Here is a 23,503-nt window from a genome sequence, read left to right as displayed (position 1 = left end):
TCCTCTGATGGATTGAAGCGTTGGATGCAGTCTCGACCTTGCCACCGTGGCAAGGTCAAGCCTCTCGCGTTGCACTCGCCTTGCACTTGTCCTACGTCAGGCTCTCAGCCAAGCTGCGGAAACAGCTGACTCGTCGGAGAACGCCATGCGCCGTTCCCTTTTAATCGCCGCCGGCTTCGCCGCCGCCCTGCCCTTTGCCGGAACGCCTTCGAGCGCCTGGGCCGATGGCATGCCCGAGGAACCCTCGGCGCCGCCCGTACCCACCTCCCCGGCCACGCCACCGCCAAGCACGCCCGGTTCCTGGCCGGTGCCCGACGCCCAGCCGGTGGCCTATGCCGTGCTGATCGTCAGCCGTGAACGGCTGGACACCGGCACCGCCTGCGACATCGATCTGTATGTCCAGGACGAAAAGGTCTCGCGTCTGCAGCCCGAAGGCGAAATCGCCCTCAACCTGCCGCCGGGCGAGGTCTCCCTGCGCCTGCAGACCGCCAACTCCGGCCTCTGCCGCAGCGGCATCCAGCCGTTGCGCGCCCAGTCCGTGCAGCTGCACGCCGGCGAAGTGCGCAAGTTCCGCATCGCCAACAGCGAGAGCGGGCTGTATCTCATGCCGGTCTCCAGCGGCAGCTGATTCCGGTCACGGCTTTGACCTGCGACAAGCTGGCAGCGAACGAGGGTTGACCTTGCCCTCGTGTCAAGGTTGATGCTATCGGGGAACTTCAGGGAGAAGCCCCATGAACAGCGCCAACCCCATCGAACTCGACCTCCCCGTCTCCGGGATGACCTGCGCCAGTTGTGCAGGACGCGTCGAGCGCGCCCTGCGCAAAGTGCCCGGCGTGCAGGACGCCAGCGTCAACCTCGCCAGCGAGCAGGCCCGCGTGCAGCTCGCCGCGCCATCCAGCGGTGAGACCCTGCCGGCGCTGGTCGCCGCTGTCGAACAGGCCGGCTACCAGGTACCGGCCCATAGCCTGGAACTGGCCATCGACGGTATGACCTGCGCCAGCTGCGTCGGCCGCGTCGAACGCGCCCTCAATAAGGTCCCCGGCGTGCGCTCGGCCAGCGTCAACCTGGCCAGCGAGCGCGCCCACGTCGAACTGCTCGGCGCGGTGGACGCCGCCGCGCTGATCACCGCCGTCGACAAGGCGGGCTACAAGGCCCGCCCCATCGAACCCGATCAGCCCGCCGTGGATCCGGCCGTGGCCCGTCTGGCGCGCGAGCGCTGGTGGCTGGCCGCCGCCATCCTGCTGTCGCTGCCGCTGGTGCTGCCGATGGTGGGCGACTGGTTCGGCCAGCACTGGATGCTGCCGGCCTGGGTGCAATTCCTCCTCGCCACGCCCGTGCAATTCCTTATCGGCGCACGCTTCTATGTGTCCGCCTACAAGGCAGTGCGCGCCCGCAGCGGCAACATGGACCTGCTGGTCGCCCTCGGCACCAGCGCCGGCTACGGCCTGAGCCTGTACCTCTGGTACGCCGCCGCTCCGGGGCAGATGCCGCACCTGTACTTCGAAGCCAGCGCCGTGGTCATCACCCTGATCCTGCTCGGCAAGTACCTGGAAAGCCGCGCCAAGCGCCAGACCGCCGCCGCCATCCGCGCCCTCGAGGCCCTGCGCCCGGAACGCGCCACCCGCGTGCGGGACGGCGTCGAGGAAGACGTCGCCATCGCCGAACTGCGCCTGGGTGACGAAGTGCTGGTGCGCCCTGGCGAACGCTTCCCGGTGGACGGCGAAGTCCTCGCCGGGCAGAGCCACGCCGACGAAGCCCTGATCACCGGCGAAAGCCTGCCGGTGCCCAAGGACGTCGGCGATCCGGTCACCGGTGGTGCGATCAACGGCGAAGGCGTACTGCGCGTGAAGACCACCGCGCTGGGCGGCGAGACCGTGCTGGCCAGAATCATCCGCCTGGTGGAAGACGCCCAGGCCGCCAAGGCGCCGATCCAGAAGCTGGTGGACAAGGTCAGCAACGTGTTCGTCCCGGTGGTGATCGGCATCGCCCTGCTCACCCTGGTCGGCTGGCTGATCGCCGGCGCCGGCTGGGAACAGGCACTGATCAACGCCGTGGCCGTGCTGGTCATCGCCTGCCCCTGCGCCCTCGGCCTCGCCACCCCGACCGCGATCATGGCCGGAACCGGCGTCGCGGCGAAATACGGCATCCTGATCAAGGACGCCGAAGCCCTGGAAGTCGCCCACGCCGTGACCGCCGTGGCCTTCGACAAGACCGGCACCCTGACCTCCGGCCAGCCGCGCATCACCAACCTCGCGGCGAACGGCGCCGAGGCCAAAGCCCTCGCCCTGGCCGGCGCCCTGCAGCGCGGCAGCGAACACCCGCTGGCCCGTGCCGTGCTCGACGCCTGCGCCGAACGCAGCCTGAACCCTGCCGCCGCCGAGGCCACCCAGGCCCTGACCGGCCGGGGCATCCAGGGCCGCATCGACGGCCGCCTGCTGGCACTGGGCAACCGCCGGATGCTCGACGAAGCCCAGCTTCAGCCCGGCGCGCTCACTGAATCGGCACAGCGCTGGGAAGCAGAAGGCCGCACGCTGTCCTGGCTCATCGAACGCGAGCCGCAGGCACGGGTGATCGCCCTGTTCGCCTTCGGCGACAGCCTCAAGGAAGGTGCGAAGACCGCCATCGACGCCCTGCGCGAGCGCGGCATCGCCAGTCACCTGATCACCGGCGACAACCGTGGCAGCGCCAAGGTCGTGGCCGACGCCCTGGGCCTGGACGACGTACACGCCGAGGTTTTGCCCGGCGACAAGGCTGCCGTGGTCGGCGCGCTGCGCCAGCAAGGCAAGGTCGTGGCGATGGTCGGCGATGGCATCAATGACGCCCCGGCACTGGCTGCGGCAGACGTGGGCATCGCCATGGGTGGCGGCACCGACGTCGCCATGCACGCCGCCGGCATCACCCTGATGCGTGGCGACCCGCGCCTGGTTCCGGCGGCGCTGGACATCTCCCGGCGCACCTACGCGAAGATCCGCCAGAACCTGTTCTGGGCCTTCATCTACAACCTGGTGGGCATCCCGCTGGCCGCCTTCGGCCTGCTCAACCCCATGGTCGCCGGCGCGGCGATGGCTGCCTCCAGTGTCAGCGTGGTGAGCAACGCCCTGCTGCTCAAGCGCTGGAAACCGCGTGATCACCAATAAGCCCCACGCCCCCGCCCGAGAAGCGGGGGCGTTCGTTCAGGAGACATCGGCATGAACATCGGCGAAGCGGCGAAGAAAAGCGGCCTGACCGCGAAGATGATCCGCTACTACGAATCCACCGGCCTGCTGGCCCCCGCCGGCCGCAGCGCCAGCGGCTACCGCCACTACAGCGAGCAGGACCTGCACACCCTGGCGTTCATCCGCAGCTCGCGGGACTTCGGCTTCTCGCTGGAGGAAGTCGGCCAACTGCTTGCCCTCTGGCAGGACCGCGCCCGCGCCAGCGCCGATGTGAAGGCCCTGGCCGCCCGGCACATCAACGAACTCAACCGCAAGATCGCCGAACTCAGCAGCCTGCGCGACACCCTGCAGGAGCTCAGCGACCACTGCCAGGGCGACCACCGCCCGGACTGCCCGATCCTCAAGGACCTGGAGTCGGGGAATTGCTGTCACTGAAGGCTATTCCATCCCGTAGGGTGCATAACGCCGCAGGCGTTATGCACCCTACGGGATAACGGCGGATAAAGCGTTCCGCTTTATCCGCCCTACGCGCTGGCCACCGCACGGCGACGCCAGATAGAGGCCGGCAGCACGGTCACGGCGAGGCCGACGAACACCAGCACGCAAGCCATCCAGTCCTGGGTGGTGAGGTCTTCGCCAAGGAACAGCCAGCCCGACAGCAGGCCCGACACCGGCACGGCCAGGGCGAAAGGCGTGACCTGGCTGGCCGGGTAGCGGCGCAGCAGGAAACTCCACAGGCCGAAGCCGACGGTGGTGGCGAAGAAGGCGATGTAGAGCAGCGCGCCCATCCCGCTCAAGCTGATGTTCAGCACGGCGTGCTCGATGGCTTCCTGGCCTTCAAATATCCACGAGAGGACCAACAGCGGCAGTGGCGGGATCAGGCTGACCCAACTGATCAGGCGCAGCATGTCGCTGGCGCCGGAGCGCTTGGTGGCGATGTTGGAGAAGGCCCAGGCCAGCGCGGCGGCAATCACCAGCAGGAAGGCTACCAGGCTGTCGCCCATGGGGCGCTCCAGGCCGATCAGCAGCAGGCCACCGGCGGCCAGCGCCAGGCCGATCAGGGCGCGCGGGCTGGGACGCTCGCCGAGGAAGGCGGCGGCGATCAGCACGGTGAAGAACACCTGACTCTGCAGCACCAGCGACGACAGGCCGGCGGGCATGCCGATGTGCATGCCGACGAACAGCAGCCCGAACTTGACCACACCCAGCAGTACGCCGATCTGCACGATACGCCAGAACGGCGCCGGCAGCGGGCCGCGCAGGAAGATCAGCGGCAGCGCCGCCAGGGCGAAGCGCAGGGCGCAGAACAGCAGCGGCGGGAAGTCGTGCAGGCCGACCTTGATCACGACGAAGTTGACGCCCCAGATCAGGGTGACCAGCAGGGCGAGGAGAACGTGGCGGAGGGGCATGGCAGAGCGCTCGGGGTGGGATCAGGCAAAACTAACAGCCCGCGTCTGAAATGTATGGATACAGTTGAGGGCTTACAGTTCTTTCGCAGGACCAGACGGGAATCCACCCAAGCCAAAGCAGGAACCGTGCGTAGGATGGTGTGGAGCGAAGCGATACCCATCAATCCCGGGAAACCATCAGCATGGGTATCGCTGCGCTCCACCCATCCTACGCAGAGCATGACGGCGATATCGGCGAAAAGGATTTACGGGGTATCGATACGCAGCTTCGGCCAGTTCGCCGGCCAGTTCTTCGCGGCGATACGCTCGCGGTAGAGGTGCGGCTTGGCGCGGAAGTGCTCGGTGGGCCGGACCCGCAGCGCCCAGAGGTCGTCGATCCCCAACGGCGCCAGCAGCTCCAGGGAATCCCCCCGCAGTCGCAGCGCTACCGCCGTGCAGACCTCCGGCCAGCGGCACATCGCATCGGCGCAATCCCTGTAGGGCGCATCGCCATTGCGCCGGTGCATCCGCGCCTGGTTGCGCACCGACCAGGGCTGGTCCGGGCAGGCCTCCAGCAGCCGGCGCTCCCAGGCGTAATCCGCCTCGGGCTCCAGGCTGTCGGTCGCGAAATACAACACGTCGATATCACCAAGCGGCGTGGGCTCGTCATAGCCATGCAAGGCGTCCCACACCGCGTTGCGCACAAATCCGGCAGCGATCCAGGCGCCTTGCGGGCCGTGATCGCGCACCACGCGCAGCAGGTGCAGGCGTTGAGGTTGCCCGGCGATCAGCGCAAGCAGCTCAGATTCGCCGGGCAATGGGCTCAGGCCTGTTCCCACGGCGGAGGCGGCGGCTCGTCGCGTTGCTGCGGAGCGTCCTGGGCGGCGCGGCCGGCTTCGCGGCGCTCCTGCTCGCGCATGGCCTCGGCAATCTCGCGCAATACCGAATCCACGTCCGCCTCGTCTTCCGGATCGTCGAAGTGCCCGGTCAGCGGGGTGTCCGGCTGCAGCTTGCCGTCCTCGTAGAGGGCCCACATTTCCTTGGCGTAGTGGGTGTACTTGAGCTCCGGGGCGAAGCGGCCGAAGTAGGCGGCCATGTTGCCCACGTCGCGCTCGAGCATGCGGAAGGCGTGGTTGTTGCCGGCGGCGTCCACGGCCTGCGGCAGGTCGATGATCACCGGACCGTCCGGGCCGACCAGCACGTTGAATTCCGACAGGTCGCCGTGCACGAGGCCCGCGCAGAGCATCATGACGATCTGGCGGATGAGGAATTCGTGGAAGTCACGGGCCAGCTCAGGCTCCATCACCACGTCGTTCAGGCGCGGCGCGGCGTCGCCCTCTTCGTCGGCGACCATCTCCATCAACAGCACGCCGTCGAGGAAATCGTAAGGCTTGGGTACGCGTACCCCGGCGTTGGCCAGGCGGAACAACGCAGCCACCTCGGCGTTCTGCCAGGCGTCTTCCTGCTCCTTGCGACCGTACTTGGTGCCCTTGGCCATGGCGCGGGCCTGGCGGCTGTTGCGCACCTTGCGGCCTTCCTGGTACTCGGCGGCCTGGCGGAAGCTGCGTTTGTTGGCTTCCTTGTAGACCTTGGCGCAGCGCAGCTCGGCGCCGCAGCGCACCACGTAGACTGCTGCTTCCTTGCCGCTCATCAGCGGGCGCAATACTTCATCGATCAGGCCGTCTTCGATCAACGGCTCCAGGCGTTTCGGGGTTTTCATCAGGCTTCCTGGCGTACCTCTCTGGGGCGCTGCGCTCCTTATACGGCAATCCTCGACAACCGCCCAGCGCGATCAGGGTTCAGGCGGCGTCAGCTCGATGCTTTCCACCACCGCGTCTTCCAGCCGCTGCAGTTCCAGCCCCAGCGCCTCGTCGCTGTCGGCGTAGCGCTGGGCGATGTTGGCAAAGCCTTCGGCGACCTCGCTGAAGGCCTCGGCCACGCGCGGGTCGAACTGTTTGCCGGCGCCGGCCGTGATGCGTCCGGCGGCCTCCTCCGGGGTCAGCGAGGTGCGGTAGGCATGGCGGCAGGTGAGTTCGTCATAGCAGTCGATCAGCGAGAGCATCCGCGCGCCCAGGGGAATCTGCTCGCCGGCCAGCCCCTCGGGGAAGCCGCTGCCGTCCCAGTGTTCGTGATGGCTATAGGCGATCTCCTTGGCGTACCGCAGGAATTCCGCCGGGGAGCCCAGCTTGCGCTCGGCAGCCTCGAGGGCGTCACGACCGACTGTGGTGTGGCTTTCGAGGATCAGCCGGTCGGCCTCTTCCAGTTGGCCGGGGCTGTGCAGGATGCGGTCGGGCACGGCGACCTTGCCGATGTCGTGCAGCTGCGCCGAGCGCACCAGCAGCTCGATGTTCTCCACCGACAGCTCGGCAGCGAACTCGCTGTGCAGGGACAACGCGCTACCCAGCAGGCGCATGTAGTGCTCGATGCGCACCAGGTGGTTGCTGTGGGGGTTGTCGCGCAGGTCGCAGAGGGTCGCCATGGCTTCCAGGGTGGCGTCCTGGATGGCCTGCAGTTCGCGGGCGCGGCGGCGCACCTCCAGCTCCAGGTACTCGCTCTTGTCGCGCAGGAAGTCGGCGTTGGACTTGAGGTTCAGGTGCGCGCGGATGCGCGCCAGGGTCACCGGCGGGCTGATCGGCTTGGTCAGGTAGTCCACCGCGCCCAGGTCCAGCCCCTTCTGTTCATCGGCGGCGCTGACCATGCCGGTGAGGAAGATCACCGGGATGTCGCGGGTCAGCGGGTCGGCCTTGAGCTGGCGGCAGACTTCGTAGCCGTCCATCTCCGGCATCATGATGTCGAGCAGCACCAGGTCCGGGCGCGGGTCGCTCTGCATCAGGCGCAGCGCCTTCGGCCCGCTGGAGGCGACGCGCACCTGATAGCGGTCCATGAGCAGCTCGCTCATGAGCATCAGGTTGTCGGGCTGATCGTCCACCACCAGGATCATCTCCTGCTCCGGCCGGTCCAGCATGCTATCCATCGCAACTCCTCGCATCGGTCAGATTCGTGACATGCCATGGGTGATCGGACCACGGCCCTGTCCGCGTGTTCCTGTCGCACCTTTCTTGTCTATCCGCCCCGTCAGATCCGGATGTCGCGCTCCCTCGCGAGATTCACCAGACTTTCCAGGGCCCGCTCGAACTCGAAACGCCGAACGCTCGTGGCAATGCCTTCGTAGCCCTCATTGAAGACGCTGCGCAGCAGGCTTGCACGTTCGCCGAGCAACCGTCCGGCGCGCGGGTCGTCCGCCGCCAGCAGGTGCGCCAGGCGCCGGCAGACCTGCTCAACCTCGGCGACGTTGCCGCTCTCCAGCAGCGCCGGAGCGGCCGAGGCCGCCGGCAGCATCGGCACCGGCAGCGGTTCGTGGCTGATGTTCTGCAGGCTCAGGCTGACCGAGTCGTCCACCCGGCCCATGGGTAGCCGGCACCAGAACAGGCTGCCGCGGTTCGGCTCGCTTTCCACCCCGACGCTGCCGCCCATCGCCTCCGCCAGTTTCTTGCAGATCGCCAGGCCCAGGCCGGAGCCGCCATAGCGGCGGGTGATCGAGCTGTCCGCCTGCTGGAAGGACTCGAACAGACGCTCCTGCTGCGGCTCGGTGATGCCGATGCCGGTGTCGCGGAAGGCGAAGTAGAGCTGCAGGCTGTCTTCGTCCTCGTCTTCCAGGCGGACGATCAGCACCACCTCACCCTGCTCGGTGAACTTCAGCGCGTTGTTGCCATAGTTCATCAGGATCTGCCGCAGGCGCAGCGAATCGCCCACCACCTGGGCCGGCACCCGTGGGTCGATCTCGCAGCGCACCGCCAGGCCCTTGCTCGCCGCACGGATGTTGAACAGGTCGAACAGCTCGCCGAGCAGGCGCTCCAGGTCGAAGCCGATGTGTTCGAACTCCAGCTTGCCGGCCTCCACGCGGGACAGGTCGAGGATGTCGCTGATCAGTTCCAGCAGGTACTGGCCCGACCCCTGGATCTTGCCCAGGTAGTCCACCTGCTGCGGGTCCAGGGTGGTTTCCTGGAGCAGGTGCGCCAGGCCGATGATGATGTTCAGCGGCGTGCGGATCTCATGGCTCATGTTGGCCAGGAAGTCGCTCTTGAGCTGCGCAGCCTCTTCCGCCAGGTCGCGGGCCTCGGCCAGTGCCAGCTCGGTGGACTTGCGTGCGGTGACGTCGCGGCTGACGCCCACCAGCCCGAGCAACCGCCCCTGGTCGTCGTGAAAGGCGCTGCGCAGGGTATCGAAGAGCACCCGCCGGCCATCGGGATAGACCACCCAGCCTTCGCTGGCGTAGGGCTCGCGCTCGGTCAGCGCCTGGCGGTCGCGCTCCTGGCGTCCGGTGCCGGCGGCACGGCTGAACATCTGCTGGTCGCTGCGCCCGACTATGTCCTCCGGCGCGCGCCCCAGGCAGTCGGCGAACGCCTGGTTGACCCCCAGGTAACGGCCCTGGGTGTCCTTGAACCAGATCGGATCGGGGATCGAGTTGATCAGCGCCAGCAGCGTGCTGCGCTGGCGCCGCTCCTCCGCTTCGGCGCGGGCGCGCTCGGTCACCTGGATCGACAGCCGGCGGTTCCACACCAGCACGAAGGTCAGCAGGGCGAGGAAACCCACCACCCACGGCCAGGCGATCTGCAGCAGGTTCATCCAGTCGAAGACATCCAGCGACGGCAGCCAGCGCGCCTGGATCGCCTCCTGCTCGTTGCGGGTGATGTTGCCCAGCGCGCGGTCCAGCAGCGGCACCAGGGGCTCCAGCGCCTTGCGCGTGGCGAAGCGCACCTGGCTGTTGCCCAGCCCGCTGTCGCCGCGCACCTCCATGTTGGAAAGGCTGAGCTGCTCGATCAGGAAGGTGGTGGTGATGAGGTTGCCGACATAGGCATCGGCGCGCCCGGTGGAGACCGCCTTGAGCGCGCTGGGGGAATCCTCCACCAGTACGAAGTCGATCCCCGGCACCGCCTTGGTCAGCAACTCGTGGACGGCGTAGCCCTGCTCAACAGCCACGCGGCGGCCGGACAGGTCGTCCAGCGTGCGGATGGTGCTGTCGCGCCGGGCGAAGATCAGGCTGCTGGTGGTGACGTAGGGCTGGGTGAAACTCAGGAAATGCTGGCGTTCCTCGGTGGCCGCCATGGACGGCAGCAGGTCCACCTCGCCGGCCTTCACCGCTGCCAGCACCTCTTCCCAGGTGTTGTAGAGCACCGGCTGAACCTTCATCCCCAGGCGCTCGGACAGCAACTGCAGGTAATCGGCGCTGATGCCGTGGAACTGGTCGAACTCGTCGATCACCTCGAACGGCGGCCAGCCGGCGCGGAACAGGCCGACGCGGATCGGCTCGTGGGCTGAGATGAAGGCTCGCTCCTGTTCGCTCAGCGCCAGGCTCGCGGCACGGGCCTGGGCGCTCAGCGCGAGCAGCAGCAGAAGGCAGCACAGACAGAATCGGCGCAAGGACATGGGGTCTTCTTCAGGGAATACCCAGCAAGCGTAGCCCCTGCCGCCGCGCTTCGAGTTTGAAAACGCGATGCGGATTGCTGCACTTCGTGTCGGGACGGACAATCGCCCCAACAGTCATTGCCCCGGAGAGCTGCCATGACGACCACCCGACTTGACCCCGAGCGCTGCTGGCAGGCGGTCTGCGAGCGCGATGAGCGCTACGAAGGGCGCTTCGTCTTCAGCGTGCGCTCCACCGGTGTGTACTGCCGGCCGAACTGCCCGGCGCGCCGGCCATCAAGGGAGAACGTGGCCTTCCACGCGGCCCCCGAAGCCGCCGAAGCCGCCGGCTTCCGCCCCTGCAAGCGTTGTTCGCCGCGCGGCCCGAGCCCGCGCGAACAACTGGATGCGCTGGTCGCCGCGGCCTGCGAGCTGCTCGACAAGGCCGAGAAACCGCTGACGCTGGAGGAGCTGGCCGGACGCATCGGCCTGTCCGCCTCGCACCTGGCCCGCGCCTTCAAGGCCCGCACCGGCCTCACGCCACGGGCCTGGGCGGAATCCCGCCGCGAGCAGCGCCTGGCCGCTGCCCTGCCGCAAGCGCGCTCGGTGCTCGACGCCGCGCTGGAAGCCGGCTACTCCGGGACCCGCGCCCTCTATGAAAACGCCACACCGCTGAGCCCCGCGCAACGCCGGCAGAAAGGCGCCGGTGAGCGGCTGCGCTATGCCATCGCGCCCTGCCCGCTCGGACTGGTGCTGCTGGCGGCTACCGACAAGGGCGTGTGCGCCCTGCTCTTCGCCGACGATGCAGGCGAACTGGAGCGCCAGCTGGCAGAACGCTTCACTGCCGCCGAACGCAGCCGCGACGACGCCGGCCTGGGCGACTGGTTGCGCAAGGTGATCACCCAGCTGGAGGAACCCGAACAGGCCGCGCACCTGCCGCTGGACCTGCACGGCAGCGCCTTCCAGCTGCGCGTCTGGCGCGCCCTCACGCGCATTCCCAGTGGCGAGACGCGGCGCTATGGCGAACTGGCCGAACAGTTGGGCACGCACCCACGCGCCATCGCCCGTGCCTGCGCCAGCAATAATGTCGGCCTGCTGGTGCCCTGCCACCGCGTGGTTGGCGGCACTGGCGAAGGAGGTTATCGCTGGGGCCTGCCGCGCAAGCGCGAACTGCTGCGCCGCGAAGGTGGCTCAGGCGACGCCGGCGAACTCCGCCACCGAGCCAATCACGATCAGCACCCAAAGTAGGCCGCCGACGATCAGGAACGGCACGTTGTAGCGGGTGATCGAGGCATTGCCCTGGCCCAGCGGATCACCGCTGGCCTCATTGGCGCGGCGCTGGATGTTCGTCAGCGGAATGAGCGGCACCAGCCCCAGGACGATGAACGGCAGGCTGTAGTGGCTGAGCTCGGGAATGCGGCTGGTCAGCTTGTCGGCGACATTGGAGACGATCAGCAGCACGACCGCCCAGGTGGCATCGCTGCTGTAGCTCCAGCCCTTGCGCTGCTCTTCGGGCAAGGCCTCGTGCACGCGCCGGGCGAGGGAGTGGATATAGAAGATCATGAACAGGCTGCGCAGCGGCGGGTTGATCTTGCCCGGCATGTGCGGCTTCTGGATCGACCAGTGCTTGTACATCCAGTACAGGTTGAACAGCCCCAGCGTCGCCACGTAGAGCACGATCATCTTGGTGATGGAGATGACGAAGAATCGATTGGCCTGCGCGGCACCGGTACGCTCCTCGACCAGCGGGGCTTCCGGGGCGCGGTAGGGGTTTTCCATTTCCATGGCAGGCATTCCTGAGGGCTGAGGCCGACATTGTGGGCCAGCACCCGGATCACGGCCAAGGGGCACATCCCGTCGCCTGGAGACCAGTGACGGTGCCGGCCTGTGCTACCGTTGCCAGCCTTCGTCCCCCCATCCGACGCCCCATGACCTTCTGGCCCCTGATCACCCGCCTCGGCGACAGCTCCCTGCTGGCGCCCGCCGCCGTGTTCGTCTTCTGCTGGCTGCTGTACCGCCGCGAGACCGCCAAGGCCGGGCTGTGGGCGCTGCTGTTCGGATTCTCGACCGCGCTGGTGGTGGGTTCGAAGCTGGCCTTCATGGGCTGGGGAATCGGAATTCCGAACCTCAACTTCACCGGCATCTCCGGCCACAGCATGATGGCCGGCGCCGTGCTGCCGACCCTGGCCGCGCAGTTGTTCAGCTCGCGGCGCGCCGGCCTCGCCGCCGCCGGGCTGGCGGCGCTGGTCGCGGTGCTGGTGGGTCTCTCGCGGCTGGCGATCAACGTTCACTCGCCGACCGAGGTCTACGCCGGCCTGGCGCTGGGCCTGGGCACCAGCGCAGCCTTCCTCGGCGCCACGCGCATCCACCTGCCGGCCTTCCAGCCCGCGCTTCTGCTGCTGGTCATCGCGCTGGGGCTGGGCCAGGCGGTCACCGGCGTGCGCGCCCCCACGCACCAGCTGCTGGAGCGCATCGCCGCGCACCTGGCCGATCGCGACCAGCCGTATCAGCGCGGCCAGTGGGCCGGCCAGCCGGACGTCTGAGCGGGCGATTCGTTCGGATTTCCGAACGAGAATTCCACGAATATCCGGATGACCGAACGAGGCGTTGCTTCACTACGCCCAAAGAAAAACAATTAATCCTTATAATTCAATAAGTTACCAAAACAGGAAAAGCTTGGCACGGAGCCTGCTCTGCTCCACCTCGAACATGCGACCGGCCTGGAGTGAGCCTCGTCGGCGCAGGACTGAATAACAAACACAACCAGTCGAGGTAGTCTCCATGCGTTTCGCACCCCGTGCGTTGGGCGTCGCCATTGTCGCGGCCCTGCTCGCCACTCCCGTCGTCGCCGAAGAACTCACCGGTACCCTGAAGAAGATCAAGGACTCCGGCACCATCGTCCTCGGCCACCGTGACGCCTCCATCCCCTTCTCCTACCTCGGCAGCGATCCGCGTCAGCCGGAAGGTTATTCCCACGACCTGCAGATCAAGGTCGTCGAAGCCCTGAAGAAAGAGCTGAACGCTCCCGACCTCAAGGTCCGCTACAACCTGGTGACCTCCCAGACCCGTATCCCGCTGGTGCAGAACGGCACCGTGGACATCGAGTGCGGCTCCACCACCAACAACCTCGAGCGCCAGAAGCAGGTCGACTTCTCCGTCGGCATCTTCGAGGTCGGCACCCGCCTGCTGACCAAGACCAGCTCGGGCATCAACGACTTCCCGGACCTCAAGGGCAAGAACGTGGTGACCACCGCCGGCACCACCTCCGAGCGCCTGCTCAAGCAGATGAACGCCGACCAGAAGATGGGCATGAACATCATCTCGGCCAAGGACCATGGCGAGTCCTTCCTGATGCTCGAATCCGGCCGCGCCGTGGCCTTCATGATGGACGACGCGCTGCTCTACGGCGAAATGGCCAAGGCCAAGAAGCCCGACGACTGGCACGTGGTCGGCAAGCCGCAGTCCTACGAGATCTACGCGTGCATGGTTCGCAAGGGCGACGCACCGTTCAAGAAGGTGGTCGACAAGGCCATCTCCGACACCTTCGCCTCGGGTGAAGTGAACAAGATCTATGACAAGTGGTTCATGCAGCCCATCCCGCCGAAGAACCTGAACCTCAACTTCCCGATGAGTGATGAGCTCAAGAAGCTGATCGCCAATCCGACCGACAAGTCTGCCGAGCAGATGTAACGGTCGCGCGCGGCTGCGCCCACAAGGCGTAGCCACGCGGGGGATCGGGAGCGCAAGCCAGCGCTCCCGAGCCCACTACTCCTGATGACGATGCCGGAACACCCGCTACCCGCGGGTGGCGGGCGGCCTTGCGCCCGCGTCCGGCCCCGTAGCGTATCAAGCAACCGTGCAAAGCAATCGAGGGGAAACCCGTCATGGATTACAACTGGGACTGGGGCGTGTTCTTCAAGTCCACCGGGATTGGCGACGAACGCTACCTGGACTGGTACATCACCGGCCTTGGCTGGACCATCGCCGTCTCGCTCGCGGCCTGGGTCATCGCCCTGGCGCTCGGCTCGCTGCTGGGCGTGATGCGCACCCTGCCCAACCGCTGGTTGTCGGGCATCGCCACGGCCTACGTGGAGCTGTTCCGCAACGTGCCGCTGCTGGTGCAACTGTTCCTCTGGTACTTCTTCGTACCCGACTACCTGCCGCAGCCGATCCAGGACTGGTTCAAGCTGGGCATCGCCCCGGAAACCTCGGCCTTCATCAGCGTCGTCGTGTGCCTGGGTCTGTTCACTGCCGCGCGGGTCTGCGAACAGGTGCGAACCGGCATCCAGGCGCTGCCCAAGGGCCAGCTCGCCGCCGCCAGCGCCGTGGGTTTCCGCCTGCCGTCGATCTACCGTCACGTGCTGTTGCCGCAGGCCTTCCGGATCATCATTCCGCCGCTGACCTCGGAATTCCTCAACGTCTTCAAGAACTCCTCGGTGGCCTCGCTGATCGGCCTGATGGAGCTGCTGGCGCAGACCAAGCAGACCGCCGAATTCAGCGCCAACCTGTTCGAGGCCTTCACCCTCGCCACCGCGATCTACTTCACCCTGAACATGAGCCTGATGCTGATCATGCGCTTCGTCGAGCGCAAGGTAGCGGTGCCGGGCCTGATCTCCGTGGGAGGTAAATGATGGACTTCAGTCAGATCGTCCCCGCCCTCCCCGGCCTCTGGGAAGGCATGCTCACCACCCTGCAGCTGATGGTGCTGGGTGTGCTGGGCGGCGTGGTGCTGGGCACCATCCTCGCGCTGATGCGGCTGTCCAACAGCAAGCTGCTGTCGAACATCGCCGGCTTCTACGTGAACTACTTCCGTTCGATCCCGCTGCTGCTGGTGATCACCTGGTTCTACTTCGCGGTGCCGTTCATCCTGCGCTGGATCACCGGCCAGGACACCCCCGTGGGCGCGTTCACCTCGTGCCTGGTGGCCTTCATGATGTTCGAGGCGGCGTACTACTGCGAGATCGTCCGCGCCGGCATCCAGGCCATCCCCAAGGGCCAGATCGGCGCGTCCTACGCGCTGGGCATGACCTACGGCCAGTCCATGCGCCTGATCATCCTGCCCCAGGCATTCCGCAAGATGACCCCGCTGCTGCTGCAGCAGAGCATCATCCTGTTCCAGGACACCTCGCTGGTCTACAGCGTCGGCCTGATGGACTTCCTCAACGCCGCCCGCTCCCGTGGCGACATCATCGGCCAGCCCCATGAGTTCCTGATCTTCGCCGGACTCGTCTACTTCGTCATCAGCTTCGCCGCGTCCTTCGGCGTGAAGCGCCTGCAGAAAAGGTTAACCGTATGATCTCCATCGATAACGTCAGCAAGTGGTACGGCGACTTCCAGGTGCTCACCGACTGCAACACCAAGGTGTCCAAGGGTGAAGTGGTGGTGGTCTGCGGACCGTCCGGCTCGGGCAAGTCGACCCTGATCAAGTGCGTCAACGCGCTGGAGCCCTTCCAGAAGGGCGACATCACCGTCGACGGCACCTCCATCGCCAACCCCAAGACCGACCTGCCGAAACTGCGCTCGCGGGTCGGCATGGTGTTCCAGCACTTCGAGCTGTTCCCGCACCTGACCATCACCGAGAACCTCACCATCGCCCAGCGCAAGGTACTGGGGCGGAGCAAGGAAGAGGCGATGGACAAGGGCATGAAGCTGCTCGACCGCGTCGGCCTCAAGGCCCATGCGCACAAGCACCCCGGCCAGCTCTCCGGCGGCCAGCAGCAGCGCGTGGCGATCGCCCGCGCGCTGGCGATGGACCCGATCGTCATGCTGTTCGACGAACCGACCTCGGCGCTCGACCCGGAGATGGTCAACGAAGTGCTCGACGTGATGGTCCAGCTCGCCCAGGAAGGCATGACCATGATGTGCGTGACCCACGAGATGGGCTTCGCGCGCAAGGTCGCCGACCGGGTGATCTTCATGGACCGCGGACAGATCGTCGAGGACTGCCCGAAGGAGGAATTCTTCGGCGACCTGCAGAATCGCGCCGAGCGCACCCAGCAGTTCCTCGCCAAGATCCTGCCGCACTGATCCAGCCGTTCTGATTCACCCGAAGGCCCCGGTTCGCCGGGGCGTTCAACCTCACCGCAAGCACAAGAATAAATAAGGAAGTTCCATGCGCGTGTTCCACTTCAGCAAGCTGCCCCTGGGCGTCGCGATCCTCGCGGCGAGTTCTTCGGTGTTCGCCGTCACCCTCGACGGCGGCGCGGTCGCCTCCCCCGACCAGTACGGTGCGAAGGTCGCCGCCGAGATCCTCAAGAAAGGCGGCAATGCCGTCGACGCCGCGGTCGCCACCGCCTTCACCCTCGCGGTCACCTACCCCGAAGCCGGCAACATCGGCGGCGGCGGCTTCATGACCCTGTACGTCGACGGCAAGCCGTACTTCCTCGACTACCGCGAGATCGCCCCCAAGGCGGCGACCAAGACCATGTACCTGAACGACAAGGGCGAGGTGATCGAGAACCTCAGCCTGGTCGGCGCCAAGGCCGCCGGCGTGCCGGGTACCGTGATGGGCCTGTGGGAAGCGCACAAGCGCTTCGGCAAGCTGAAGTGGAGCGAGCTGCTGACCCCGGCCATCGGCTACGCGCAGAGCGGCTTCCGCGTCGCCGACCAGCAGTACCAGTACCGCCAGGACGCCATCGCGCTGTTCAACGGCAAGACCAACTTCGGCGACTACTTCGGCACCATGAAGCCGGGCGAGACCTTCAAGCAGCCCGAGCTGGCCAAGACCCTGGAGCGCATCGCCGACAAGGGCCCGGACGACTTCTACAAGGGCGAGACCGCCAAGCTGCTGATCGCGCAGATGAAGCAGGACGGCGGCCTGATCACCGCAGATGACCTCTCCACCTACCAAGCCAAGTGGCGCGAGCCGATGCGCATCGACTGGCAGGGCAACACCCTCTACACCGCGCCGCTGCCCAGCTCCGGCGGCATCGCCCTGGCCCAGCTGATCGGCATCAAGGAACAGCGCGCCGCCGACTTCAAGGGTGTGGAACTGAACTCCGCCAAGTACATCCACCTGCTCGCGGAAATCGAGAAGCGCGTGTTCGCCGACCGCGCCGACTACCTGGGCGACCCGCAGTTCTCCAAGGTGCCGGTGGCCCAGCTGACCGACCCCAAGTACATCGCCAAGCGCGCCAAAGAAGTGGACCCGGACGCCATCTCGGCCACCGAGAAAGTCCGTCCCGGCCTGGAGCCGCACCAGACCACGCACTTCTCCATCGTCGACAAGGACGGCAACGCCGTCAGCAACACCTACACCCTCAACTGGGACTTCGGCAGCGGCGTGGTGGTCAAGGGCGCCGGCTTCCTGCTCAACGACGAGATGGATGACTTCAGCTCCAAGCCGGGCGTGGCCAACGCCTTTGGCGTAGTGGGCAGCGACGCCAACGCCATCGAGCCGGGCAAGCGCATGCTCTCCTCCATGAGCCCGAGCATCGTCACCCGCGACGGCCACGTCAGCCTGGTGCTGGGCACCCCCGGCGGCTCGCGGATATTCACCTCGATCTTCCAGGTGCTGATCAACGTCTACGACTACAAGCTGCCCCTGGAAAAAGCCGTCGCCGCGCAGCGCGTGCATCACCAGTTGCTGCCCAAGGACACCATCTACTACGACGCATACGCGCCGCTCACCGGCAAGGTTGCCGACGAGCTCAAAGCCATGGGCTACACCCTGGAAGACCAGGGTTGGAACATGGGTGACATCCAGGCCATCCGTGTGAACGGCAAGGCGCTGGAAACCGCCTCCGATCCGCGCGGCCGCGGCGTCGGCATGGTGGTTAAACCCTAAGCCTGCGGACGCGCACCGTGTGGTACCCGAGCCAGTCCATCGCCGCCCCCCGGCGTTGGGCTGGTTCGGCCCCGGCGACTGTGCTGCAATGCGCTTCCAGCCCACTGCCGCCGCCGCTCACCGTGAAGCCACGCCTCGTGCGCAACTACCTGTTGCCCTTCCTCCTGCTCCTGCTCACCCTGGGCTTCGGCTATGGCGGCTACCTGATCAGCGAAGGCGCCGGCACCCGCACCCTGATCGAGACCGGCGAACGCCAGCTGGAACTGCACGCCCGTGGCGTGGAAAGCGAGATCAGCCGCTACACCTACCTGCCCAGCCTGCTGGAACTCGAAGGCAGCGTCAGCCGCCTGCTGGTGGACCCGACGCCGCTGCACCGCGACCGCGTCAACCATTACCTGGAAGGCCTCAACCGCCGCGCTGGCAGCCGCGCCGTGTACCTGCTGGATACCTCCGGCCGGGTGCTGGCCACCAGCAACTGGCAGGACGCCGACAGCTACCTGGGTGAAGACCTGTCCTTCCGCGCCTATTTCCAGGAAGCGGTGAACGGCCGCCCCGGACGCTTCTACGGCATCGGCAGCACCACCGGTGAGCCCGGTTACTACCTCGCCCACGGCCTGGTTCACGGCGGCAGGATCGTCGGCGTGGCGGTGGTCAAGGTGCGCATGGAATCCCTCGAAGAACGCTGGGAGAAGGCGCGCCTGCAAGCCTTCGTCAGCGACGAGAACGGCATCATCATCCTCTCCAGCGATCCGGCCCTGCGCCTGAAGGCCGTGCGCCCGCTCAGCGACCAGGACAAGGAACGCCTCGCCCGCAGCCTGCAGTACTACTGGTGGGCGCTCAACGAATGGCAGCCACTGTCACGCCAGACACTGGGCGAGGGCGTCGAGGAAATCAGCTTCCCGCCCGGCGAGCACGCCGACAGCCACAAGCCGCTCAGCTACCTGATGCAGACGCGCAGCCTGAGCGACACGCCATGGAACTTCACCCTGCTCACTCCACTGGCCGACCTGCGCCGCGAAGCACTGATGCACGGCGTGCTGGCCGCCGTCGGCTTCGCCCTGTTCGCCTTCCTGCTGATCGCCTGGAACGAGCGGCGCAAGGTCATCGCCACCCGCCTCGCCGCCCGTGAGGCACTGGAGCAGGCCAACAACGCCCTGGAGCGGCGCATCGCCGACCGCACCGCCGACCTGCGCGCCAGCAACCAGCACCTGCGCGAGCAGATCCGCGAACGCCGGCAGGCCGAGGACACCCTGCGCAAGGCCCAGGACCGCCTGGTCCAGGCCGGCAAGCTGGCGGTGATCGGGCAGATGTCCACCAGCATCGCCCATGAACTCAACCAGCCGCTGGCGGCGCTGCGCACCCTGTCGAGCAACAGCGTGCGCTTCCTCGAACGCGGCAAGCTGGACGTCGCCAGCAGCAACCTCGAAGCCATCGCCGAAATGGTCGACCGCATGGGCCGCATCACCGCCAGCCTGCGCGCCTTCGCCCGACGCGCCGACGACCACGGCCAGGCGACCCTGAGCAAGGCGGTGGACGCCGCCGTGATGGTGCTGCAGGGGCGGCTCTCCGAAGTGCCGGTGACCCTGCACCGCGACTACCCCGACGCGCAACTGGCCATCGACCAGACGCGCCTGGAACAGATCCTGGTCAACCTGATCGCCAACGCCCTCGACGCCATGGGCCCGCAGGTCGACCGCCAGCTCTGGCTGGAAGGCCGCAGCGAAGGCGACGGCCACTACCGTCTGGTGGTCCGCGACAACGGCCCCGGCATCCCGCAGGATGCGCGCCAGCACCTGTTCGAACCCTTCTTCACCACCAAGCCCGGCGAACTCGGCCTGGGCCTGGGCCTGACCCTATCGGCCAGCCTCGCCACCGCCGCCGGCGGCAGCCTCGGCGTGGCCTACCCGGAGGCCGGCGGCACCGCCTTCGAGCTGAACCTGCCGCTGCTGCCCGCCATGGAGACACCCGCATGAGCGACCCTTCCCTGCGCGTATTGATCGTCGAGGACGACCCCCACGTGCGCCTCGGCTGCCAGCAGGCGCTGGCCCTGGAAGACATCGAGACCGACAGTGTGGGCAGCGCCGAGGAAGCGCTGAAGAAGGTCGGCGTCGACTTCCCCGGCATCGTCGTCAGCGACATCCGCATGCCCGGCATGGACGGCCTGCAACTGCTGGAGAAACTCAAGGCGCTCGACCCCAGCCTGCCGGTGGTGCTGATCACCGGCCACGGCGACATCGCCATGGCGGTCAAGGCCATGCGCGACGGCGCCTACGACTTCATGGAGAAACCCTTCTCCCCCGAGAAGCTGGTGGACACCGCGCGCCGCGCCCTCGCCCAGCGCGCGCTGACCCGTGAAGTCAGCCAGCTGCGGCGCCAGCTCGCCGGCAAGCAGGCCCTGGAGAGCCGGCTGATCGGCCGCTCGCCGGCCATGCAGGCGCTGCGCGAACTGATCGCCAATGTCGCCGACACCTCCGCCAACGTGCTCATCGAAGGCGAGACCGGCACCGGCAAGGAACTGGTCGCGCGCTGCCTGCACGACTCCAGCCGGCGCCAGCCCAAACCCTTCGTCGCGCTCAACTGCGGTGGCCTGCCGGAAAGCCTGATCGACAGCGAAATCTTCGGCCACGAGGCCCATGCCTTCACCGGCGCCGGCAAGCGCCGGATCGGCAAGATCGAGCACGCCGACGGCGGCAGCCTGTTCCTCGACGAGATCGAGAGCATGCCGCTGAACCTGCAGATCAAGCTGCTGCGCGTGCTGCAGGAACAGCAGCTGGAACGCCTGGGCTCCAACGAACTGATCCGCGTGGACTGCCGGGTGATCGCCGCGACCAAATCCGACCTCGCCGCCATGGGCCGCGAAGGCAGCTTCCGCAGCGATCTCTACTACCGCCTCAACGTCATCACCCTGAACCTGCCGCCGCTGCGCGAACGCCGCGAAGACATCCTGATGCTCTTCGAGCATTTCCTGCAGCAGTCCTCCCTGCGCTTCGACCGGCCGGCTCCGGCCATCGACAACGCCACCGCCGCCACCCTGATGGCCCACGACTGGCCGGGCAACGTGCGCGAGCTGCGCAACGTCGCCGAACGTTTCGCCCTCGGCCTGCCGGTACTGGCCGGCGGCAACCTCGGCCCGGACTCCGGCGAGCCGCGCTTCGCCGAGGCCGTGGAAGCCTTCGAGAAGAGCCTGCTGTCCACCGCCCTCGAACGCCACGCCGGCAACCTCAGCCAGGCCGCGCACGCACTGGGCATGGCCAAGACCACGCTGTTCGACAAGGTGAAGAAGTACGGCCTGTGACGGCGCGCCTCGCACACAACTGACAGTCACTCGGAAAAGGATTGGCAATGACTGAAGACGCTCTGCTGCAAGACATCTGGAAGATTCTCGAACCCATCGAGATCGAGCACTTCGAAGTGGTGGCCGGCAAGGCCGAGCCCGCCGCCCTGGAGCGCTTTGAGGCGGAACTGGGCTTCGCCCTGCCGGAGGTCTTCCGCCTGCTGACCCTCTCCAGACTCGGTGGCCTGTACATCACCGCACGGGAGGAGTCCTGGCCTGCCGCCAAGGCCTTCGACGTCGGCCCGGCCTGGACCTTCTGGCGCGGCCTGCTGGTGTTCGGGCTGGCCGAGGACATCCCCGAGTGGCTGAGCCTGAGCGTGCAGCTGGCCGAAGTCCGCAGCCAGGGCATCGAGGACTTCGTGCCGGTGCTCAAGGTCCAGAGCGATCCGCGCTACTACGGCTTCCGCGCCGACGGCAGCCTCGCGCTGTACGACGGCTACGAGGTGGAAACCTGCGAGCCGACCGATTTCCTCGACCTGTTCAAGCAGGAAGTCGACAGCCTGATCGAACGCATGGACCAGATGCGCACCCGCATCAGCGCGCGCTGAGCGAATCGTGATGCGCCAGCACGACCTCGGTCGCGCTGACGCAGGGCGTTGATCTCTGCCCCGCCGTCCCGGACACTATCGGCCTTTGAACCGGCCGCACGAGCGGGAGCCATCATGTCCACCCAAGCCGAAACCCTCTGGAACCAGCTCTGCGCCGATGCCGGCGTCGACCCGCAGCAGCGCATGGCCTCGCGCCAGGCCATCCTCGCCGACAGCAACGCGCTGGACGCCACCGTCTACCGCCCGGACGACAACGACCCGGACGCCGAAGAACTGGACATGGGCGACGCCAAGGTACTGTTCCTCGGCCCCTTCGAAGCCCCCGTGGAATGGGACGCCGCCGAGTGCGAAGACTTCTTCGACGACGTCGACCCGGCGCTGTTCTTCAGCGTCCGCATCGAGTGCGAAGCCCAGCCGGGCACCTCCGCCTTCTTCGTCCCGGAAGTGGGCGACTACCTGGCGGTGATGGACGGCGGCAAGATCCAGATGTACTTCCTCCACGACTGGCGCGAAGACGAAGACGGCTGCACCTGCGTGCTGATCCGCGACGATATCCAGCTCTGAACCCACCCCTTGGCGGGCCGCGCCTGCCGCCGGTAGAGACGTAGAGCGCATAACCTGGAACAGGTTATGCGCCGAAGCCTCGCGGCGGATAACGCTGGCGCGTTATGCGCCCTACGGGGCAGCAGACCGTCAGCACCGGGATCAACCTGTAGGAGCGGGCCATGCCCGCGATCGCGCGCAAGGCGCGCTCCTACAGGCTGCGCCGCACGCTTCCCGGCGACACGCCAATGAACCGTTTGAACGCCCGGCTGAACGCCGCCTCGGACTGGTAGCCGAGGCGCTCGGCCAGTTCGGCCACAGAGATCTCCCGCTCCTGCAACCAGCTCAGCGCCACATGCATGCGCCAGCGAGTGACGTAGTGCATGGCCGGCATGCCGACCTTTTCGGCGAAGCGCGCAGCGAAGGCGGAGCGCGACATCGCCGCCGCGCCAGCCAGGGAGGCGAGACTCCAATCCCGCGCGGGGTCACGGTGGATCAGGCTCAGCGCGCGGCCCAACTGGCGGTCCTGCAGGGCGCCGAGCCAGCCGGTCTGTGCAGCCGGGTCCTGCTCGATCCAGGCGCGGATGGCCTGAATCACCAGGATGTCGGCCAGCCGGGTGATCACCGTTTCGCCGCCGGGGCGCATGGCCCGTGCCTCGTTCTCCATCAATTGCAGGGTGCTCATCAGCCAGTCGCGCTGGCCGGGATCGCGCACCTGCGCCTCCAGCACGCGCGGCAGCAGACGCACCAGTTGCAGCGCGGCGGGATGGTCGAAGCGCACGGCGCCGCAGATCATCGCCGTCGTCTCCCCGCCTCCGCCCTGGCGCAGCACTTCGTAGCGGTCGCTGGCGTAGGCGCGCGGCAGGTCGAACAATCCCGCCGCCGCGTCCCCCGGCGCGCTCACCAGCCGGTGGCCCTCGCCGTGGGGCACCAGCACCAGATCGCCCGGCGCCAGCCGGCGCGGCTCGTCGCCTTCGGCTTCCAGCCAGCACTCGCCGACGGTCAGCACATGGAACATCAGGCACTGTGGCATGGCCGGCAGGTCCAACCCCCAGGGCGCGCTGAACTCCGAGCGGCAATAGAAGGTGCCGCTCATGCGCAGGAAATGCAGGGCCTCGCCCAGGGGATCAGTGGAAGCCCAGGCGTCGGTCAGGTCTGGAATGGCGGTAGGAGTGTTCATGCTCCTGAGACTGGTCCGGCAGTTCGGCAACGTCCAGCACCTCTGGACGAATGAGCATGAAGCGGCGATTTTCAGGCATTAACCGTCCAGCGTTCTGGCAGGAGACTGCACCCAGGCCAACTAACCCACGGCGGGCGCCGCGGGACGGCCAACAGCGAGGACACCG

The 23,503-nt window shown here is 67.1% G+C and carries 20 protein-coding genes and 1 pseudogene; 14 read left to right on the top strand and 7 right to left on the bottom strand.

Going from position 1 to position 23,503, the window contains the following annotated elements; genetic code table 11:
- Positions 1-145: 145 nt before the first annotated feature.
- From IB273_RS17345 to cueR, 3 genes are all read left to right on the top strand, one after another.
- Entirely contained in the window at positions 146-628 is a 483-nt protein-coding gene (locus IB273_RS17345) for a hypothetical protein (protein WP_192224634.1), read from the top strand.
- 103 nt (positions 629-731) lie between these two features.
- Positions 732-3,137, top strand: a complete 2,406-nt coding sequence (locus IB273_RS17340) for a heavy metal translocating P-type ATPase (RefSeq protein ID WP_192224633.1) — start codon at positions 732-734, stop codon at positions 3,135-3,137.
- 51 nt (positions 3,138-3,188) lie between these two features.
- Positions 3,189-3,590 (top strand): Cu(I)-responsive transcriptional regulator, encoded by a 402-nt coding sequence (cueR, locus tag IB273_RS17335; protein ID WP_192224632.1) that lies wholly within the window; start codon positions 3,189-3,191, stop codon positions 3,588-3,590.
- An 88-nt stretch (positions 3,591-3,678) separates the two neighbouring features.
- On the opposite strand, the pseudogene IB273_RS17330 reads toward cueR, so the two are convergent.
- The 5 genes and pseudogenes from IB273_RS17330 to IB273_RS17310 all read right to left on the bottom strand — a co-directional run.
- Positions 3,679-4,564, bottom strand: a pseudogene (locus IB273_RS17330) (EamA family transporter); the annotation flags it as partial.
- A gap of 245 nt (positions 4,565-4,809) precedes the next feature.
- The gene (locus IB273_RS17325) at positions 4,810-5,361 is read right to left on the bottom strand and encodes a nucleotidyltransferase family protein (RefSeq protein ID WP_192224630.1); all 552 of its coding nucleotides are present in this window, start codon (positions 5,359-5,361) and stop codon (positions 4,810-4,812) included.
- 5 nt (positions 5,362-5,366) lie between these two features.
- Positions 5,367-6,263: a PA4780 family RIO1-like protein kinase gene (locus IB273_RS17320; RefSeq protein WP_045217128.1), complete on the bottom strand. Its 897-nt coding sequence runs from the start codon at positions 6,261-6,263 to the stop codon at positions 5,367-5,369.
- Positions 6,264-6,335: 72 nt separating this feature from the next.
- The gene (locus tag IB273_RS17315; RefSeq protein ID WP_151189374.1) at positions 6,336-7,517 is read right to left on the bottom strand and encodes a two-component system response regulator; all 1,182 of its coding nucleotides are present in this window, start codon (positions 7,515-7,517) and stop codon (positions 6,336-6,338) included.
- 101 nt (positions 7,518-7,618) lie between these two features.
- Positions 7,619-9,970: an ATP-binding protein gene (locus IB273_RS17310; protein ID WP_192224629.1), complete on the bottom strand. Its 2,352-nt coding sequence runs from the start codon at positions 9,968-9,970 to the stop codon at positions 7,619-7,621.
- Between the two features lie 135 nt (positions 9,971-10,105).
- On the opposite strand from IB273_RS17310, the gene ada reads away from it, so the two are divergent.
- The gene (gene ada, locus IB273_RS17305) at positions 10,106-11,194 is read left to right on the top strand and encodes a bifunctional DNA-binding transcriptional regulator/O6-methylguanine-DNA methyltransferase Ada (protein ID WP_192224628.1); all 1,089 of its coding nucleotides are present in this window, start codon (positions 10,106-10,108) and stop codon (positions 11,192-11,194) included.
- Here the strand turns inward: ada and IB273_RS17300 are convergent.
- Entirely contained in the window at positions 11,138-11,731 is a 594-nt protein-coding gene (locus IB273_RS17300; RefSeq protein ID WP_192224627.1) for an MFS transporter permease, read from the bottom strand. The two genes, ada and IB273_RS17300, sit on opposite strands and share 57 nt — an antisense overlap.
- A 143-nt stretch (positions 11,732-11,874) precedes the next feature.
- Here IB273_RS17300 and IB273_RS17295 point away from each other — a divergent pair, with 143 nt between their 5' ends.
- From IB273_RS17295 to IB273_RS17250, 10 genes are all read left to right on the top strand, one after another.
- The gene (locus IB273_RS17295) at positions 11,875-12,489 is read left to right on the top strand and encodes a phosphatase PAP2 family protein (RefSeq protein WP_192224626.1); all 615 of its coding nucleotides are present in this window, start codon (positions 11,875-11,877) and stop codon (positions 12,487-12,489) included.
- Between the two features lie 238 nt (positions 12,490-12,727).
- Positions 12,728-13,636 carry a glutamate/aspartate ABC transporter substrate-binding protein gene (locus IB273_RS17290; RefSeq protein ID WP_065084484.1) on the top strand — a complete coding sequence of 303 codons (909 nt, stop codon included), beginning with the start codon at positions 12,728-12,730 and terminating at the stop codon, positions 13,634-13,636.
- Between the two features lie 194 nt (positions 13,637-13,830).
- Positions 13,831-14,577, top strand: coding sequence for an amino acid ABC transporter permease (locus tag IB273_RS17285; protein WP_081517282.1), 747 nt, complete (start codon positions 13,831-13,833; stop codon positions 14,575-14,577).
- Positions 14,574-15,242, top strand: coding sequence for an amino acid ABC transporter permease (locus tag IB273_RS17280; protein WP_138520248.1), 669 nt, complete (start codon positions 14,574-14,576; stop codon positions 15,240-15,242). The genes IB273_RS17285 and IB273_RS17280 overlap by 4 nt, the downstream gene beginning before the upstream one ends.
- Entirely contained in the window at positions 15,239-15,973 is a 735-nt protein-coding gene (locus IB273_RS17275) for an amino acid ABC transporter ATP-binding protein (RefSeq protein ID WP_081517280.1), read from the top strand. Before IB273_RS17280 ends, IB273_RS17275 begins: the two co-directional genes overlap by 4 nt.
- Before the next feature lie 85 nt (positions 15,974-16,058).
- Positions 16,059-17,732 (top strand): gamma-glutamyltransferase, encoded by a 1,674-nt coding sequence (gene ggt / locus IB273_RS17270; protein ID WP_192224625.1) that lies wholly within the window; start codon positions 16,059-16,061, stop codon positions 17,730-17,732.
- 80 nt (positions 17,733-17,812) lie between these two features.
- Positions 17,813-19,705, top strand: a complete 1,893-nt coding sequence (locus tag IB273_RS17265; protein WP_192225048.1) for a sensor histidine kinase — start codon at positions 17,813-17,815, stop codon at positions 19,703-19,705.
- Positions 19,702-21,027, top strand: coding sequence for a sigma-54-dependent transcriptional regulator (locus IB273_RS17260; protein WP_081517278.1), 1,326 nt, complete (start codon positions 19,702-19,704; stop codon positions 21,025-21,027). The genes IB273_RS17265 and IB273_RS17260 overlap by 4 nt, the downstream gene beginning before the upstream one ends.
- A 47-nt stretch (positions 21,028-21,074) precedes the next feature.
- Positions 21,075-21,614 (top strand): SMI1/KNR4 family protein, encoded by a 540-nt coding sequence (locus IB273_RS17255; protein WP_192224624.1) that lies wholly within the window; start codon positions 21,075-21,077, stop codon positions 21,612-21,614.
- A gap of 114 nt (positions 21,615-21,728) precedes the next feature.
- Positions 21,729-22,178 carry a hypothetical protein gene (locus IB273_RS17250; RefSeq protein WP_192224623.1) on the top strand — a complete coding sequence of 150 codons (450 nt, stop codon included), beginning with the start codon at positions 21,729-21,731 and terminating at the stop codon, positions 22,176-22,178.
- A gap of 190 nt (positions 22,179-22,368) precedes the next feature.
- Here the strand turns inward: IB273_RS17250 and IB273_RS17245 are convergent, their stop codons facing one another.
- The gene (locus IB273_RS17245) at positions 22,369-23,337 is read right to left on the bottom strand and encodes an AraC family transcriptional regulator (RefSeq protein WP_192224622.1); all 969 of its coding nucleotides are present in this window, start codon (positions 23,335-23,337) and stop codon (positions 22,369-22,371) included.
- Positions 23,338-23,503 lie beyond the last annotated feature (166 nt).

The sequence above is a fragment of the Pseudomonas sp. PDM19 genome (genome assembly GCF_014852215.1).
Classification (GTDB): Bacteria; Pseudomonadota; Gammaproteobacteria; order Pseudomonadales; family Pseudomonadaceae; genus Pseudomonas.
The sequence above is the reverse complement of the archived record's forward strand: the minus strand, read 5'-3'. Positions and strand labels throughout refer to the sequence as shown.

Coding starts and splice junctions, on each gene's coding strand:
- IB273_RS17345 (WP_192224634.1), top strand. CDS start 146: ATGCGCCGTTCCCTTTTAATCGCCGCCGGCTTCGCCGCCGCCCTGCCC.
- IB273_RS17340 (WP_192224633.1), top strand. CDS start 732: ATGAACAGCGCCAACCCCATCGAACTCGACCTCCCCGTCTCCGGGATG.
- cueR (WP_192224632.1), top strand. CDS start 3,189: ATGAACATCGGCGAAGCGGCGAAGAAAAGCGGCCTGACCGCGAAGATG.
- IB273_RS17320 (WP_045217128.1), bottom strand. CDS start 6,263: ATGAAAACCCCGAAACGCCTGGAGCCGTTGATCGAAGACGGCCTGATC.
- IB273_RS17315 (WP_151189374.1), bottom strand. CDS start 7,517: ATGGATAGCATGCTGGACCGGCCGGAGCAGGAGATGATCCTGGTGGTG.
- IB273_RS17310 (WP_192224629.1), bottom strand. CDS start 9,970: ATGTCCTTGCGCCGATTCTGTCTGTGCTGCCTTCTGCTGCTGCTCGCG.
- ada (WP_192224628.1), top strand. CDS start 10,106: ATGACGACCACCCGACTTGACCCCGAGCGCTGCTGGCAGGCGGTCTGC.
- IB273_RS17300 (WP_192224627.1), bottom strand. CDS start 11,731: ATGGAAATGGAAAACCCCTACCGCGCCCCGGAAGCCCCGCTGGTCGAG.
- IB273_RS17295 (WP_192224626.1), top strand. CDS start 11,875: ATGACCTTCTGGCCCCTGATCACCCGCCTCGGCGACAGCTCCCTGCTG.
- IB273_RS17290 (WP_065084484.1), top strand. CDS start 12,728: ATGCGTTTCGCACCCCGTGCGTTGGGCGTCGCCATTGTCGCGGCCCTG.
- IB273_RS17285 (WP_081517282.1), top strand. CDS start 13,831: ATGGATTACAACTGGGACTGGGGCGTGTTCTTCAAGTCCACCGGGATT.
- IB273_RS17280 (WP_138520248.1), top strand. CDS start 14,574: ATGATGGACTTCAGTCAGATCGTCCCCGCCCTCCCCGGCCTCTGGGAA.
- IB273_RS17275 (WP_081517280.1), top strand. CDS start 15,239: ATGATCTCCATCGATAACGTCAGCAAGTGGTACGGCGACTTCCAGGTG.
- ggt (WP_192224625.1), top strand. CDS start 16,059: ATGCGCGTGTTCCACTTCAGCAAGCTGCCCCTGGGCGTCGCGATCCTC.
- IB273_RS17260 (WP_081517278.1), top strand. CDS start 19,702: ATGAGCGACCCTTCCCTGCGCGTATTGATCGTCGAGGACGACCCCCAC.
- IB273_RS17255 (WP_192224624.1), top strand. CDS start 21,075: ATGACTGAAGACGCTCTGCTGCAAGACATCTGGAAGATTCTCGAACCC.
- IB273_RS17250 (WP_192224623.1), top strand. CDS start 21,729: ATGTCCACCCAAGCCGAAACCCTCTGGAACCAGCTCTGCGCCGATGCC.
- IB273_RS17245 (WP_192224622.1), bottom strand. CDS start 23,337: ATGAACACTCCTACCGCCATTCCAGACCTGACCGACGCCTGGGCTTCC.